Origin of the sequence: Synechococcus sp. H60.1 (assembly GCF_047462335.1) — a bacterium.
Lineage (GTDB): Bacteria > Cyanobacteriota > Cyanobacteriia > Thermostichales > Thermostichaceae > Thermostichus.
On the sequence record NZ_JANSJA010000071.1, the window covers coordinates 12746 to 28058 of the forward strand.

Below are 15313 nucleotides of genomic sequence, written 5' to 3' on the forward strand. Positions count from 1 at the left end.
GGCAGGTTAAAGTAGCACTGAGAACGTTGCTGCCGTCTTAGTGGAGACTTCTCCTGCCCATGACGTCTGAACCCCACCCTCCCCAACCCACAAGGCCGGAAAGGGACAACCCGCTCCTAGCTCCCTCCACCCGCGCTGAGGCAGCGGCTGGCAACTTTCCTCCAGAGACAGAGACTGCTACTCCTGCTCCGGCTGCGATTGGGCCAGCGGGAGACCGCCGCTGGCTGCTGGGGGGGGCGCTCGCTATCTTTCTGGTAAGCCTAGGGCTACGCCTCTGGCGTCTGGCCGAGTTGCCGGCTCCAGTGTTTGACGAGGTGTATTTTCCTGAGTTTGCCCAAAATTACCTCGACGGCAAACCCTTCTACGACGTGCATCCGCCTCTGGGGAAGTACTTCATCGCCCTCAGCATCCAACTCTTTGGCCGCAACGAGTGGGGCTTTCGCTTGGCCACCGCCCTGTGTGGATCCTTAATTCCGCTTTTGCTCACCGGCTTGGCCTATCGCCTTACTTACCACGTGGGCTTTGCCCTCTTGAGCGGGGTGCTGCTCCTAACCGACGGGCTGTTTCTGGTGGAGTCTCGCTTTGGCCTGATTAACGTGTATTTGGTGGCCTTTGGCCTGGCGGCCTCGATTTTGCTCCTGAGCGGGCTAGAACGCCGTGGCTGGCAGCGGACTCTCCACCTCACTGGCTCCGGGATCCTGCTGGGGGCGGCGGCTTCGGTAAAGTGGAATGGCCTCTGGTTTGCCTTCATGTTTGCCCTGCTGGGGATCCTCGTCTGGGGGGTGGTCTGGCTGCGCCCGCAGTGGATCCCCCGCTTGGGCATTTTGATCCCAATCCGCCACCTGCGCTGGTGGCACTACGTCTTCTGCTTCGTCCTCGCCCCCCTGGCCTTTTATGCCATCCAGTGGATCCCCCACCTGCAGCTTAACCCGCAGCAGGGGCTAACCCTGGATTGGAGCTGGACGGGGATCCAGAACTACTTTCGATCCCTGGTGCTCATCAACCAATCCGTTTACAGCGGGCACCTCCATGCCGATCTCGTGGTGGATGAAAACACCCCTGTTCACCCCTATTGCTCCACCAGCTTGCGCTCCCTGGTGGCCTGGTTCCCGGCGCTGCGCCCTTGGCTGACTACCCCCTTGGCCTCGGCAGGGGCCTGGTCTTGGCCGATTATGGGCCGCCCGGTGGGCTACTACTTCAGCACCCAGGGCGATCTGTGGCGAGTCGTCCATGGCCTAGGCAATCCCTGGCTGTGGTGGCTGGGGACGGGATCCATCTTGGTACTGGTCTGGCGCGGGATCCGGCGCTTCCACGGCCTGGAAGCCTTTATCCTAATTGGCTATGCAGCCAACTACCTGCCCTGGTTTATCGTTAGCCGCTGCGTTTTCATCTACCACTACATGAGTGCTCTGGCCTTTAGCACGCTGGCCCTGGCCTGGCTGGTGCTGCTGGGCTGGCGGCACTCCCGTCGCTTCTGGCGCAGGGCGAGCATCACGGCGGTGGGCTTGGTTTTGGCGTCTTTTGTCTTCTTTTTCCCGATTTGGTTTGGCCTCCCCCTTAGCCCCAGTGGGTTCTATGCCCGCATGTGGTTTCGCCCCACGCCGACCCCGCTCTTTTGCTTTAGCCCCCAGGCCTGTGAGCGAGCACCCCTGCGCCTGCCGCCGATTCCTGGGCTGAACTGGATTTGAGGAAGGCATGGTAAGCTTTGTGCAGTTTGTTTGGGGAAAAAGCTGCGCTCCGTTGCTGGAAAACGGGGTGTGGCTTGCGAAAACCCTGTGGTGGAGGTAGTGGAAACCTATGGCCCGATCCTGCCCGAGTCCTGCCAACTCTCCCCGCCGTCCACCGGCCTACACAGGGCAGCCTGTCCCCGTCGGCGTGATTGGGGTTGGCAACATGGGCCAGCACCACACCCGCGTCTTCAGCCTGATGAAGGATGTGCAGGTTGTAGGGGTAGCCGATATCAATGTGGAGCGAGGCTTGGATGTGGCCAGCCGCCACCGCGTTCACTTCTACGAAGATTACCGCGACCTCCTGCCCCACGTAGCGGCAGTGGCCATCGCTGTGCCGACGGTTTTGCACCACGAGGTGGGCATCGCCTGCCTAGAGGCGGGGGTTCATGTGCTGATCGAAAAGCCCATTGCCGCCAGCATTGGCGAGGCAGAATCCCTGGTCAACCGCGCCGCCGATTGCAATTGCATTTTGCAGGTGGGGCACATCGAGCGCTTCAGCCCTGTTTTTCAAAGGCTGGGGCAAGTTTTGCAGCGCGAGGAACCCTTGGCCTTTGAGGCCCATCGCCTTAGCCCTTATTCCGACCGCGCCAGCGACGTGTCGGTGGTGTTTGACCTGATGATCCACGACATCGACCTGTTGCTGGAGCTGATCCCTTCCCCAGTAACCCAAATTACCGCCAGCGGCAACCGCGCCTCCAAGCTGGGCTACCTGGACTACGTCACTGCCACCCTCACCTTTGCCAACGGCGCCATCGCCACCCTCACGGCCAGCAAGGTTACCCACCGCAAGGTGCGCAAAATTGCCGTCCACTGCAAAAATGCCCTCGTGGAGGCCGACTTTCTGCACAACGAGATCTCCATCTACCGCCAGGGAGGCGGCAGCAGCAGCGACTACGGCCAGGGATCCTACCAGCGGGATTGCCTCATCGAGAAGGTTCACATCGACCCCATTGACAAGCTCCACGCCGAGCTGGAGCACTTTATTAACTGTGTGCGGGGGGGCAATCAGCCGTCGGTGGGCGGGGAGCAGGCCCTGAAGGCCTTGAAGTTGGCTTCCGAGGTGGAGCGGATTGCCTTAGATGGATGCGCCTGGAGGGAGGCCAAACCCTGCCGGAGCTTTTTGTCTTAGCTTTGCCGCCGGCATCCAGGCGGTATCTTCTGCCAGCCGGTCATGGGTGGGGAGGGCGAGGATGGCAAAGGCTTGGTGGAGAGGCAAGGTTGAGCAATCGTGGTAGAAGAGGGGTTGGCCTTGGCAATCGGCGGCCTGGTGGCAGGGATCCTAGCCGGCTTTCTGGGTATCGGCGGCGGGACAATCTTGGTGCCCCTGCAGGTGAGCTTGGGGATCCCGCCGCTGCAGGCGGTGGCCACCAGCAACTTTTCCATTCTCCTCACCTCCCTGGCGGGCAGCATCCAAAACTGGCGCATGGGGATGCTGGATCCCAAACGGGTGATCCTGCTAGGGATCCCGGCTCTGGTTACAGCTCAGGGGGGGGCGATCCTCGCCAGTCGCCTGCCCGGCTATCTGCTACTAGCGGCCTTTGGGGTGCTGTTGCTGTCGAACATTTACCTGGTGGAGCTGCGCAAAACCGTGGTCGCCCACGCCCAAGCGTTGGAGAGGCCAGTTGTTGCTGCCGGCAGTCAGATGCCGCCGTGGCTAGCCCGCACCCTCACTGGTGGCGCTGCTGGCTTGTTGGCGGGGCTTTTCGGCATCGGCGGTGGCATCATCATGGTGCCGCTGCAGATCCTGCTGTTGCGGGAAACCCTCAAGGTGGCCATCCAAACCAGTTTGGGGGCAATTGTTCTCACGGCAACTGCTGCTACCCTCGGCCATGCGGGCCTGGGCAACTGGATGGCGAACGCTCTCGGCTTTGGAGATGGCACCATCCGCCGGAATGTGCTCTGGCTCCCGGGCCTGATCCTGGGTACAGGGGGGTTGGTCGGCGTCCAGATCAGCACCCGCACCCTGCCCAAGCTGTCGGATGAGATCGTCAGCCTGCTTTTCCGAACCTTTCTTGCTGGGCTTTCCCTCTACGTTTTTTGGCAAGCCTGGCAGAACTACCAAGCCCTGGACAACCAGTAGCAACTCCTCCCTTCAACGCCTTGCCCTCCCCTATGGGGAAAAACTCGCTGGTGGCCGCCCTTGGGAAGCGTCTGAATCTGGGTCTAGGAGGCGGGGGAAAGGCTTTGGGAGGGATGACACTCGCTCGGCTTGCAGAGGTCATGGACGGGGTAGCTGCCGAAAAGCTTCAGGGTTTCTGCGATCCCTTCCAGGGCAGCGATCACCTCTGCATCCAGGTAGGGCTGGCCAACCGGGTTCTCCAGATCGACAAAAAAGACATAGGTACCCGCCGATTTTTTGGTGGGGCGCGACTCGATGCGCGACATATTGAGGCCCCGCTCCGCAAAGACTTGCAGCGGCTTTAGCAGCGCCCCCGGCACATTGTGGGGCAGGCTGAAGGCCAAGGAAGTATGGGATCCCCCCGGTGAGGATCCACGGCGGCCCACCACCCAAAAGCGGGTGCAATTATCCGGGTGGTCGTTGATGGGACAGGCCAAGACCGGCAGTTGGTAGAGCTCAGCGGCCCGCTCTGAGGCAACGACGGCAGCGTTGGGCTGCGCTCGCAGCCGATCCAATTCTTCGGTGGTCGAGCGGGTCGGGATCAAGGTGGCCTGGGGCAGATGGGATCCCAGCCAAGCCTGACATTGGGCCAAGGCTTGGGGATGGGAATAGACCTGCTCGATCTGCTCCAGCCGGGAGGCACAGCCGATGAGGGCATGACGGATTGGCAGGATCAGCGCCTGGCGAATGCTCAGCCCCTCCAGTTGCCAGAGGGCATCCAAGGTCATCGAGACCCCGCCCTCGACGGAGTTTTCCACCGGCACCACCGCCCATTCTTGCTGGCCAGTAGCCACCGCTGACAAGCAGGCGCCAATGGTGGGGTAGGGCTCCAGGGGGTGGGATCCCTGGCTGTGCAGATGAGGCTGCTCAGGACAGGCCAGCAGAGCGGCCAACTCCGTATAGGTTCCGGCAGGGCCTAGAAAGGCCACGGGCACAGGGGAGACGCTTGCAGCCATTCCTCGAAGTCAGGTATCACTGGGAGCTAGCTCTAACTCTACCGTCTCAGCATCGCTCTGTAGCAGCGGGCAGTCAGGCTCTGGACAGCGGGGATTGGCCGCCACCCTGTCCATCGCCTTCGCCACCTCCAGGCGAATTTGCCTCTGCAGCTCTTGATCCGCTTGGATAGCTTCCAGAGTGGAGATGGAGCCTTCAAAGCTGGTGGCGTAGCGAGGTGGGAGGTTGTTGAGGGCCAGGGCGGCTGCATCGTGACAGAATCTTTCGCAGGAGCAGTAGCGCTGCTGGCTTTCCAGCAGGAGCATCTCGTTTACGGCTTCGAGGACGGCTCGCTCCATTTGATTTTCCAGCCTCCTTAGGGGTTTGCGTGCCTCCATGGCTGCCTCCTTTCCATTGCCGATGGCGAATTGTCCCCGCCTCTCTTCCAGCCAGGATCTGCTACCCTCTAGCGTACCCAGCTCAGCAAACAGGGCTACTGCTAGCGGCCCCTTCGTTGACGAGTATCCTCGGCAGGCGGGCAGAAAGTCCGCACAGCAGTTCATAGGAAATAGTGCTCAACTGATCCGCCCAATCCTGGATGGATAAGCCCATCCTCTCTACGTGAGGGCCCAGCAGCTCCACCACATCGCCCACCTGAATATCCGGCCTCTCGGTTACATCCCACATGCACTGATCCATCGTGATCATGCCCACCTGCTGGATGAGGCCGCCGCGCACCCACCCTCGCAGCCAGCCGGAAAGCCGCCGGGGGATCCCATCGGCATAGCCGATGGCTAGGGTGGCAATACGACTGGGGCGAGAGGTAATGTAGCAATGCCCGTAGCTGACGCCGGTGTGGGCGGGTACGGTTTGGATGTGGGTCAGCCGCGCTTTAAGGCGCAGGATTGGTCTCAGCCCCGGCACCTGCAGGTGCGGGGCAGGAGACAAGCCATAGAGGGCCAACCCCAGCCGCACGCGGGAGTAGTGAAGACGGGTGAGGGCGCCGGCGGAGTTATCCAGATGCAGGGGGGGCAAGGGATCCCCGGCCTGGCGGATCTGCTCCACCACCTGGGCAAAGCGGGCCTCTTGCTGGGCCATCACCGGAGAATCGGGCTCATCTGCTGTTGCGAAGTGGGAAAATAGGCTACAGCCTTCCAGCTCGGGGATCCGGCAGATCTCCCCCCACACGGCGGCAGCCTCCTGCCAAGGGATCCCCAAGCGCGTCATGCCTGTATCCACGTTGAGGTGGACGGGGACAGGGCGCCCAGCCCAACGGGCCACCTGGCGCAGCAGGGGAATTTGCTCGGCCCGGGTAAGGCTAACCTCCAGCCGTGCAGCCATGGCCTGCTGCAGCTCCGCCCAGGTATTCAAAGCACCCAAGACCAGGATGGGAGCCTGGAGGCCGGCCTGGCGCAGCTCGATCCCTTCTGACAGGGTGGCCACACACAGCCCCTTGGCGCCGGCAGCCACCAGCAGGGGAGCCAGCAAGCGAGCTCCATGGCCATAGGCATTGGCCTTGACCACTGCCCAGATCTCCACATTTGGGCCCAGGCGGGTCTGCAACAGACGCAGATTTTCTCGCAATTGGGCCGCGTCAATTTCCACCCATGCCCGGCTGGTCAGCAGCTCCCGCTCTGGGTTGCAATCCGGCCAGAACCCCGTCTCGCCAACGGGATCCGCCCCCTGGGATCCCTGGCCTAGGGCATCGCTCTGGATCCACGGGGCAAACGCCGTGGCCAGAGGGCTATGCACGGCCGCCGCCAGCGCAGAAGCGTCGTCCGGCGTGGACAATTCTTGATCCACAGCTTCACCCCTCACACCAAGCCTATTCATCACTGTCAGGTTTAGCGCAAAGTCCAGCCGGGCGCCATCCACAGCAGCGGCACTTCCGGGATCCCGGCCACCTCGTTGCTTCCCAACAGTCGGGCCAGCCAGAGATTTTGCCCTTGCGGAGGCAGTCCTTGGCTCAAGAGCCGCTGCAGGGCGCGTTGGAACGGATCTCTCTCCGTTGCCGGCGACAAGGAGGGATCCCCCGTCATCCGCCGCAGATCTTCCACGGCTTCGGTATATCCTCCCAGGGCATCCACCAGGCCCAACTCTACAGCCTGCGCCCCGGTGAAGATGCGCCCATCGGCCAACTGTCGCACCCGCGCTTCATCCAAGCTTTGCCGCCGCGCGATCATCTCCGCATCCAGCACCTTTTCTGCCTCGTTTTCCGGCAAGCGCTGGCGTCCACGGGCCACATCGCGAACAAACTGGTCGAGGGTATCCTCCACCAAGTCTTGCAGCAGACGTTGCTCCTGAGGGGTAGCAGCGCGGAAAGGGGAAAGAATGTCTTTGTACTCGCCGGTTTTGAAGGTCTGCGGCTCTACGCCGTAGTTCTCGAGCAACTTGCCAAAGTTAAGGCCGCTAATGATTACCCCTATGCTGCCGGTCAGAGTACCTGGGTTGGCGTAGATCTTGTCGGCAGCACTGGCCACGTAGTAGCCGCCGCTGGCGGCAACGTCCTCCATGACGGCGATCACCGGCTTACCGACCTCCCGCAGGGCCGTGACGGCGCGGTAGAGTTCCTGGCTGGATCCCACGGCTCCCCCAGGACTGTTGATGCGCAGCAACACGGCCTTAACGGCGCGATCCTCGATGGCTTCCCGCAGCTGATCCAAAGGAGAAGTTGGCAAACCCACCAAAGTCGAGCCCCGCGGGCCTCCGATCGTTCCCTCGATGGTGACCACCTCAATGCGATTTGCCCCTCGGGGGGCCTCTAGCCCGACGCCACCCCGAACCGACTCTGCGGCAGGTCGTGTGCCGCCAATAACAGCCGCAATCAGGCAGACCACCAGCAAGGAAGCGGCCAAAATGCGGTCAAGCTGAGATCCCTGGGTCACAAGCCCTCCAACCGTTACTGACTCCGTTCTATCACCCGGCAAGCTCCTGCGGCAGAGGGCAGGAGCCAGGTGGATCCCTGCTCTACCTACTTTCGTCATTGAACGCTCTAACCCAACTCTTGACAAGGATCTCCTGTCTATTTAGGATGGATTCCCGTACTCTTCACCGCCAAAGCAGCTTCTACAGGCTAAAATTGCAGCCTAGAGCAGGCATAAGTCGCTTGCCCACGCTCTTGCCAGAAAGCTGCGACTGGGGCTTTAGCTCAGTTGGTAGAGCACTTCAATGGCATTGAAGGGGTCAGCGGTTCGAGTCCGCTAAGCTCCATTGGTCTGATAGCAGACGGTGGTGGACGTTTCCGAGGCCTACACCAGCCAGACCTGCACCAGGTGCGGCTCTGTCCACTCTGGGCTGCAAGGCAGCCGAGTGTTCCGGTGTCCCGTGTGCAAACACACCTTGCCGCGGGATTGGAATGGAGCTCTGGGGATCTTCCTCAGGGCGTTGCGGGATGTCGCCATCCTGTGGGGACTCCGTCCCGCTGTCGCGAACAGCGGTGTTCAGCGTGACTGTATCAGAACCTCAAAGCGTCGATCCATTCAGCCTGACGCTGCCTCAATCCCTTGGAGACCTACGCCGATCCCTGGGCGAAGGGCCCCCGCCGTTGGATAAAGACGCGTTCAAACACCGCCGAATTATATGGTGCCAATAAAAAATGGTGCAAACTATTGGTGGGGGCGGTCTGTAGGGATCTCCAGCAGCGGTAGGGGTGTCGTGGGTGAAGAAAGGGGGCAATCGTGGCAAGCTCTCAAGGCAACCACGGGCCGGAGTTTACCTCTGGGGGGAGGGAGACGTCTTCTCGTCGCGTGCACGCTCCGCGGCGAAAAAACGGCCAAACAGATGTTCCGCTGCCAGCTCAACTCTCTGATGCGGAGCCCCCAAGACGAGAGGTGCGGCCAACAAGCCTCGATGTCACCCCAGGGCGGGCGGAGAGGAATCGGAAAGAGACCTTAACAAGATCCATTCCCTGGCTTGAACCCACCGGAAAACTTCTCTATACTGCAGGGAACTTTATCCTGTACCTCCCCATCTTCATCTTCGCTTCAACCTATGCGTGCTTCCTCCTCAGGTGACTCGGATCCTACCTTTCTCGAGGCTCAAGCTGGCCAGTCGGCCAAGGACTCCGTCCCGCTGACGCGAACGGAACCGGATCCCAATCCAGAGCGGCAGTTGGCCCTGAGGCAGCGGCAGCAGTTGGAGTCACGGCTGCTTAAAGTCGAAGCAGAGCTGCAAGAACGGCTTATCCTTCAGGAAAAGCTACAAGCCGAAGTGCAGGCGCTGCGCACTCAACTGGCCGAGAGGGAACTGCAGTCTCGCAGGCAGCAACAGCAGATAGAGCTCTTGCAATTGAAAGCCCAAACGCCTGCAGACGCTGCTTTGGAAGCGGAATGCCGGGTTCTACGCCAGAAGGTGGCTGAGCAAGAAAAGATGCTGCAGGAGCGGGAACACGCCCTGCGCCAGTTGCAACAAACTTTGGCAGAGCAAAAGGTTCAGCTCTCGGAGCAGGAAGTTCAGCTGGCGGCGCGGCAACGCCTCAACGAGCGGCAGCGCCAAGACATCGAAGCCTTACAGGAGCAGATCGAGCAGCTGCGGCTGGCCCATGCCCAGGAGCGCCGTCAGTGGGAACACCGTCAGCAGGAGCTCCAGGCTTCTCTGCTGGAAGCGCAAGACCTGGCGGAAAAACGGGTGGAGATGTTACAGCGTTTCAAGGCAGAGCTTTCGTTGGCCCGCACCCAAATTGCCGAAACCCAGGCGGAGCTGAACAGCCTGCGGGCTCTGTACAACGACCAACAGGCAGCCTGGCAAGAACAGCGGGAACATCTCGAGGCGCGTCTGGCGGGCTATGCCGAGACAGAGGCGGAAGCGGAGCAGCGCTGGCAGGAACAACGTCAGGAATTGGAAGCGGCCCTGGCCGATGCCCAGGCGCAGCTGGCTGCTTTGCAAGCTCAGCAAGAGCAATGGCGTCACGACTCCCAGGAGCAGCAACAGCAGTGGCAAGCCCAGGTCGAAGCGCTGCAAGCTGCCCTCTCCCAAGCGCAGGCGGAAATTGCCCATTGGCAGCAGGAGCACCGCCGTCTGGAGGAACAGTACGCCCAGGCCCAGCAGCGCCTTGGTGATCTGGAGCAGCGGCTCCAAGCAGCTCTGGCCCAGCTTGCCGACCAACCCACCTGGCAATCGCAATTGCGCTCTGCCCAGATCGCTGTCACCCATCTGCAGGAGCAAACAGAGGCCTTGGAGGGGCAGGTGAGGGCCTTGCAGGCGGAACGCGCCGCCCTCTCCGAAGAAAACCGCTCCCTGAGAGAGAAGTACGAGCAGCAGCAGATGCACCTGCTCAGCCTGAAGACGGCTTTGGAGCGCAAGGGACTAGACATCCCACCTCGCGCTGGTGCAGCGGATCCCAATACTGCCGACATGCCAACACGGTCTGAGTCTCTCGCCTCGCTCCAGGCCGCCAAGCCCAAGTCTGGGCTATGGACTCCGTCCCGCTTACGCGAACAGTCCCGGCCTTTGCCGGCTCGCCCCGATAAGCGGGCAGTGGATCTGCCGCGGTTTTTGCCTCGACCGTGAGGGATCCTGCTCCTCCCCGCTGGCTGGAGGTGTGGGTGGATCATCCCCACTTGGGGGGCTGCTTCACCTATCGCGTGCCAGAGGGATGGGAGCCAGAAGCGGGCGATCTCCTCAGCGTTCCCTTTGGTCCACAGGTGGCGGGGGCGCTGGCGCTGGGTTGGCGCTCGGAGCTGCCGACAGGAGTGGATCCCCAGTCGGTGCGGGAGATTGAAGCGGTGGTGGCCAAAGGGATCCTGCCCAAGGAGTTCTGGCCGCTGCTGCAGCGGGTAGCCGACTACTACCTCACCCCCCTGGCCCAGGTGGTGCGCACTGTTTTGCCGCCGGGCTTGCTGAGCCGCTCCCAGCGGCGAATCCGCCTGGTGGGATCCCCGCGCGGGGAATGTTCGCCGGCTGCCCAGGCTCTGCTGCGGCTGCTCCAGGAGAAGGGGGGGGAGCTGTCTTGGCGTTACCTCCAGCAGCAGGTGCCTGGCGCCGAGGTGGCTCTGCGGGAGCTGCAGCGGCGGGGTTGGGTGGAGAGCTTCTGGCAGGAGCAGCAGGGGGGCAGGGTGAAAACCCAACAGGCAGCCACCCTAGTGGAGGAGTCGCTGGAGGGGCTGAGCTTGCCCCAGCAGAAGGCGCTGCAGATCCTCAAGCAAAAGGGGGGGGAGCTGCTGCTGGTCGAGTGGGAGCGTCTGGCAGGGGTGAGCCGGTCGGTGTTGCAGAGCCTGGCCCGCAAAGGCCGGGTGCACCTCTACGAGCGACCTCTGCTGCGGCTGGGGGAGGCCGACCGGCCTGTGGAGAAAGATTGGCCCAAGTCTCTGACGCCCGCCCAGGCCGAGGCAGTGGCGGCCATCCAGCAAGCCCTGGGGCGAAACCAACGCTTTCTGCTGCACGGGGTCACCGGCTCCGGCAAGACGGAGGTCTACCTGCAAGTCATTGCCCAGGTGCTACAGCAGGGGCGGTCGGCCTTGGTGCTGGTGCCGGAGATTGGCCTTACCCCCCAACTGACGGATCGCTTTCGGGCGCGGCTGGGATCCCGCGTGTGGACCTACCACAGCGGCCTCTCGGCAGGGGAGCGCTACGACCTCTGGCGGCAGATGTTGGTCTCTGCTCCCCAGGTGGTGATCGGCACCCGCTCGGCGGTGTTTGCCCCTTTGGCCAATCTCGGCCTGATTGTTTTGGACGAGGAGCACGATGACAGCTTCAAGCAGGATCAGCCCCAGCCCTGTTACCACGCCCGTCAGGTGGCGGAGTGGCGGGCCGAGCTGGCCAACTGTCCCTTGGTTTTGGGCAGTGCCACACCGGCGGTGGAAACCTACGCCGCCCACCTGCAGGATCCGCAGCGCTGGGTTCGCCTCTCTTTGCCGCAGCGCATCCCCCAGGCGGGGATCCCGGCCACCCTGCCCCACCTGGAGCTGGTGGATATGCGCCAGGAGCTGCAGGCCGGTAACCGCAGCATTCTCAGCCGCCGCCTGCAACAAGCTCTGCAGGAGACGCTGGACAGGGGGGAACAGGCCATCCTCTTTGTTCCCCGCCGCGGCTACAGCACCTTTGTCCTCTGTCGCAGTTGCGGCTTTGTCCTCACCTGCGCCCATTGCGATGTCTCCCTCACCTTTCACGTGGAGGGCGGGCAAGAGCTGCGCTGTCACTACTGCGGCGCCCGCCAACCCCATCCCCAGCGCTGCCCTGCCTGTGGCTCGCCCTACCTCAAGCACTTCGGCACTGGCACCCAGAAGGTGGTGGAGGTGCTGCAGCAGCACTGGCCGCAGCTAGGGATCCTGCGCTACGACAGCGACGCCACTCGCCGCAAGGGATCCCACCGGGACTTGCTGGAGCAGTTTCGCAGTGGCCAAGCGCAGGTGCTGGTGGGCACCCAGATGCTTACCAAGGGGCTGGATATGCCCCAGGTGACGCTGGTGGGGGTGATGGCCGCCGACGGGCTGTTGCACCAACCTGACTACCGCGCTGGCGAGCGCACCTTTCAGCTCCTGACCCAGGTGGCGGGCCGCTCAGGACGGGGATCCTTGCCAGGCCAGGCGATCATCCAGACCTACCTGCCAGAGCACCCGATCCTAGCAGCGGTGCTGGCCCACGACTACGAAGGGTTTTTGCAAGCCGAGCTGCGCCAACGCCAGGAAGGGGGCTATCCCCCCTATCGGGCTTTGATTTTAATTCGCCTAAGCAGCACCCGCCTGGAAGCGCTAGAGCGCTATTGCGAGCGGGTGGCCACACGTCTGCAAGGGATCCCGGCGGAGGTGTTGGGGCCAGGGCCGGCCCAAGTGGAGCGGGTTGCCGGCCGCTACCGCTGGCAGATCCTGCTCAAACAACTTCCCGATCAGCCCTGGGATCGCGCCCAGATCGATGCCCACCTGCACAGCGCCCTTGGACACCTCCCTCAAGGGATCCGCGTCAGTCTCGATGTGGATCCGCTGCGGATTCTCTAGGGGTGGCAGTTCTGGAGAGGCATTGAGTTTGCCCTGACGCCTGATGGCTCCAACCTGTTCTATAGTCGTTTAAGCTTCGTTTCAGCTTAGGGATCCCCAACGGGCTTGAAGTCCGGCGCTGGGCGGGATCCCGGTCAGGCTACCAGTGTCAATCCTGGGAGGAGAAGGATTTGTGGCCTATCGTGTAACGTTGATCCCCGGCGATGGCATCGGCCCGGAAGTAACCAAGGCGATGACCACGGTCTTGGAGGCCACCGGGGTTGAGTTGGAGTGGATCCCGGTGGAGGCAGGAGTAGAGGTAATCGAAAAGTACGGCACCCCTCTGCCGCCGCAGGTGCTGGAGTCGATCCGAGAAACCAAGCTGGCTATCAAAGGGCCCATCGGCACCCCCGTGGGCACCGGCTTTCGCTCGGTGAATGTGGCCATCCGCAAAGAGCTAGACCTCTACGCCAACCTGCGTCCGGCCAAGTCCATCCCTGGCGTCAAAAGCCCTTTTCCAGACGTGGATTTGGTGGTGGTGCGGGAAAACACCGAGGATCTCTACGCTGGGATTGAGTTCGAGCGGGGCACCCCCGAAGCAGCCCACGCTCGCGAAGAGATGATGCGTCTTTCCGGCAAGTTCATCCGCGAGGGATCTGCTCTTGGCATCAAACCCATCTCAGAGTTTGGCAGCCGCCGCATTGTCAAGTTTGCTTTTGAATATGCCCGCCAAAACGGCCGCAAAAAGGTAACGGCCGTTCACAAAGCCAACATCATGAAGTTTACCGACGGCCTGTTTTTGCAGGTGGCGCGGGAGGTGGCCCAGGAGTACCCCGACATCGAGTTTGAAGATCGCATCGTGGACAACATGTGTATGCAATTGATGCAGAAGCCGCAGCTCTACGATGTGCTGGTGCTCACCAACCTTTACGGGGACATCATCTCCGACTTGTGCGCCGGCATGATCGGCGGGCTGGGGGTGGCGCCAGGGGCCAACATCGGGGATGGCATTGCGGTTTTTGAGGCCATCCACGGCTCGGCGCCCAAGTATGCCGGCCAAAACAAGGTCAACCCCTCTGCCCTTATCCTCTCCGGGGCCATGATGCTGCGCTACCTGGGCGAGCGGGAAGCCGCCGCGAGGGTAGAAGCGGCAGTGCGGTCGGTCATTGCCGAAGGCAAATACGTCACCTATGACCTGGCGCAAGGGGATCCCGTCGGCACGCAAGAGATGGCCGAGGCCATTGCCGCTCGCGTGCAAGAGATGGCCCCCCGCGAGTCCTAGCTCCCCTCTCTCAAGGGGTGAGGGCTCAATAGCCCAAAACCGGATCCACCACCCCCAGCAAAGGTTCCCCCAGCCGAAAGCGGCGCACATTTTCCCGCACCCGCTCGGACAAGGCCGGGACAATCATGGCATCGGTAATGGCTGTGTGGGGGGTAATGAGGCAATTGGGCAAGCTCCAGAGGGGATGCCCAGCCGGCAAGGGCTCAGGATCCGTGACATCCAAGGCGGCCCCGCGAATCACCCCCTGTTGCAGAGCGGCCACCAAGTCGGGGGTCACGATGTGTTTGCCTCTTGCCACATTCACCAGCCAACACTGGGATCCCATCTGCTCCAGCTCCCGCCGGGCGATGATCCCCTCTGTTTCCGGGGTGAGGGCCAAGGCCAGGATCACCACATCTGCCCCTGCCAGCACCGCCTGCCGCTCTGCCAGCGTCACCACCCGGCTGGCTCCTGGCAAGGGATCCGCCCTGCGCCGCACCACGTCAACGGAGCACCGGAAAGGCTGTAACAACTGGATCAGCGCTTGGGCAATGCCCCCCGCCCCGAAGATGACTACGCGGCTGCCCCAGAGGCTGGTGCCGGATCCCGGCTGCCAAGTCTGGGCCAAAGCGCGGATCTTCAGATCCCGCAGGCCGGCCAAGGTGAGGGCCAGGGCATGTTCGGCCACCGCCTGAGCGTACACCCCCTTACCGCAGGTCCACACATAGGCGGGATCCAAAACCCCTGCCTGGGCAAAAGGTTCTACTCCTGCCCAGGGCAACTGCACCCAGCGGATCCCCTTTCCTTCGGCAAGACACTGCTTGAGCTTGGGCACGTCAAAGGCATCTGCCCACACCAGCGCCTCCGCTTCGGCCAACGGCACCAGCTCACCACCCCCTGCCAAAACGGCCTCTTGCAGCCAAGGACGCAGATCCCCAGGTTCGACGGCAATACGCCTGCCTTGGATGCCCATCGGAGTGCTTGAAGAAGACTTTCCCTTTGCCAGGATATCGCCGGCAGAAGGGGAAAAGCCTCAAAAGCCGCCCTCGGCTGCAACTGTTAAGGGATCCCAAAGGGAGGATGGGAAGGACTGCCGGAATCGCTAGGTTGGGGACTGGTGCCCTCGGTTGTTGTTCTTTGTGCTGTCATGAGCCTTTCTGAGTTTTTAACCTTGGTGCTGCTGCTCTTTCCGGGCATTTTGCTCTCTTTAATTTTGATGGCCACCTTTGCCGCCGGCGGATAGGGGCTATCACCAGTGTCGTCGGCTGGAGGAGTAGTCGTTATCAAATAGCAAAATCAAATAGCAAAAAAAACGTTTCTCTACGTTGTTATTGCTATACAACGCTGTCGCGAACGCACC

General features: G+C 62.1%; 12 protein-coding genes and 1 tRNA gene. 8 read left to right on the forward strand and 5 right to left on the reverse strand.

All coding sequences use genetic code 11. The features are described from left to right. Window positions 1-59 precede the first annotated feature (59 nt). The 3 genes from NW852_RS04155 (at window position 60) to NW852_RS04165 (ending at window position 3810) form a co-directional block, all read left to right on the forward strand. On the forward strand, window positions 60-1688 hold the full coding sequence (locus NW852_RS04155) for a dolichyl-phosphate-mannose--protein mannosyltransferase (protein ID WP_414365816.1): 1629 nt from the start codon (window positions 60-62) through the stop codon (window positions 1686-1688). A gap of 109 nt (window positions 1689-1797) precedes the next feature. Beyond that, complete coding sequence (locus NW852_RS04160; protein WP_414365815.1) at window positions 1798-2859, forward strand: Gfo/Idh/MocA family oxidoreductase; 1062 nt, start codon at window positions 1798-1800, stop codon at window positions 2857-2859. 99 nt (window positions 2860-2958) lie between these two features. Further along, a complete protein-coding gene (locus tag NW852_RS04165; protein WP_414372570.1) occupies window positions 2959-3810 on the forward strand; it encodes a sulfite exporter TauE/SafE family protein in 852 nt (283 codons plus the stop codon). An 83-nt stretch (window positions 3811-3893) separates the two neighbouring features. On the opposite strand, the gene pheA is transcribed toward NW852_RS04165, so the two are convergent. The 4 genes from pheA to sppA all read right to left on the reverse strand — a co-directional run bounded on the left by pheA (window position 3894) and on the right by sppA (window position 7667). After that, window positions 3894-4805 carry a prephenate dehydratase gene (gene pheA, locus NW852_RS04170; protein WP_414372572.1) on the reverse strand — a complete coding sequence of 304 codons (912 nt, stop codon included), beginning with the start codon at window positions 4803-4805 and terminating at the stop codon, window positions 3894-3896. Window positions 4806-4814: 9 nt separating this feature from the next. Beyond that, window positions 4815-5180 (reverse strand): late competence development ComFB family protein, encoded by a 366-nt coding sequence (locus NW852_RS04175; protein WP_414365812.1) that lies wholly within the window; start codon window positions 5178-5180, stop codon window positions 4815-4817. An 82-nt stretch (window positions 5181-5262) separates the two neighbouring features. Continuing rightward, window positions 5263-6585: an alanine racemase gene (gene alr, locus NW852_RS04180; protein WP_414372574.1), complete on the reverse strand. Its 1323-nt coding sequence runs from the start codon at window positions 6583-6585 to the stop codon at window positions 5263-5265. Window positions 6586-6626: 41 nt separating this feature from the next. Continuing rightward, a complete protein-coding gene (gene sppA, locus NW852_RS04185; RefSeq protein ID WP_414426481.1) occupies window positions 6627-7667 on the reverse strand; it encodes a signal peptide peptidase SppA in 1041 nt (346 codons plus the stop codon). Window positions 7668-7919: 252 nt separating this feature from the next. Here sppA and NW852_RS04190 point away from each other — a divergent pair. The 5 genes from NW852_RS04190 (at window position 7920) to NW852_RS04210 (ending at window position 13974) form a co-directional block, all read left to right on the forward strand. Then, window positions 7920-7992 (forward strand) — tRNA-Ala (locus tag NW852_RS04190). A gap of 21 nt (window positions 7993-8013) precedes the next feature. Next, window positions 8014-8334: a zinc ribbon domain-containing protein gene (locus NW852_RS04195; RefSeq protein ID WP_414372578.1), complete on the forward strand. Its 321-nt coding sequence runs from the start codon at window positions 8014-8016 to the stop codon at window positions 8332-8334. Between the two features lie 438 nt (window positions 8335-8772). Further along, window positions 8773-10290: a hypothetical protein gene (locus tag NW852_RS04200; protein ID WP_414426482.1), complete on the forward strand. Its 1518-nt coding sequence runs from the start codon at window positions 8773-8775 to the stop codon at window positions 10288-10290. After that, entirely contained in the window at window positions 10287-12713 is a 2427-nt protein-coding gene (gene priA, locus NW852_RS04205; RefSeq protein ID WP_414399116.1) for a primosomal protein N', read from the forward strand. Before NW852_RS04200 ends, priA begins: the two co-directional genes overlap by 4 nt. A 172-nt stretch (window positions 12714-12885) precedes the next feature. Further along, a complete protein-coding gene (locus tag NW852_RS04210; RefSeq protein WP_414365806.1) occupies window positions 12886-13974 on the forward strand; it encodes an isocitrate/isopropylmalate dehydrogenase family protein in 1089 nt (362 codons plus the stop codon). Window positions 13975-13999: 25 nt separating this feature from the next. Here the strand turns inward: NW852_RS04210 and NW852_RS04215 are convergent, their stop codons facing one another. Further along, entirely contained in the window at window positions 14000-14926 is a 927-nt protein-coding gene (locus tag NW852_RS04215) for a D-isomer specific 2-hydroxyacid dehydrogenase family protein (RefSeq protein ID WP_414372582.1), read from the reverse strand. Window positions 14927-15313: the final 387 nt, after the last annotated feature.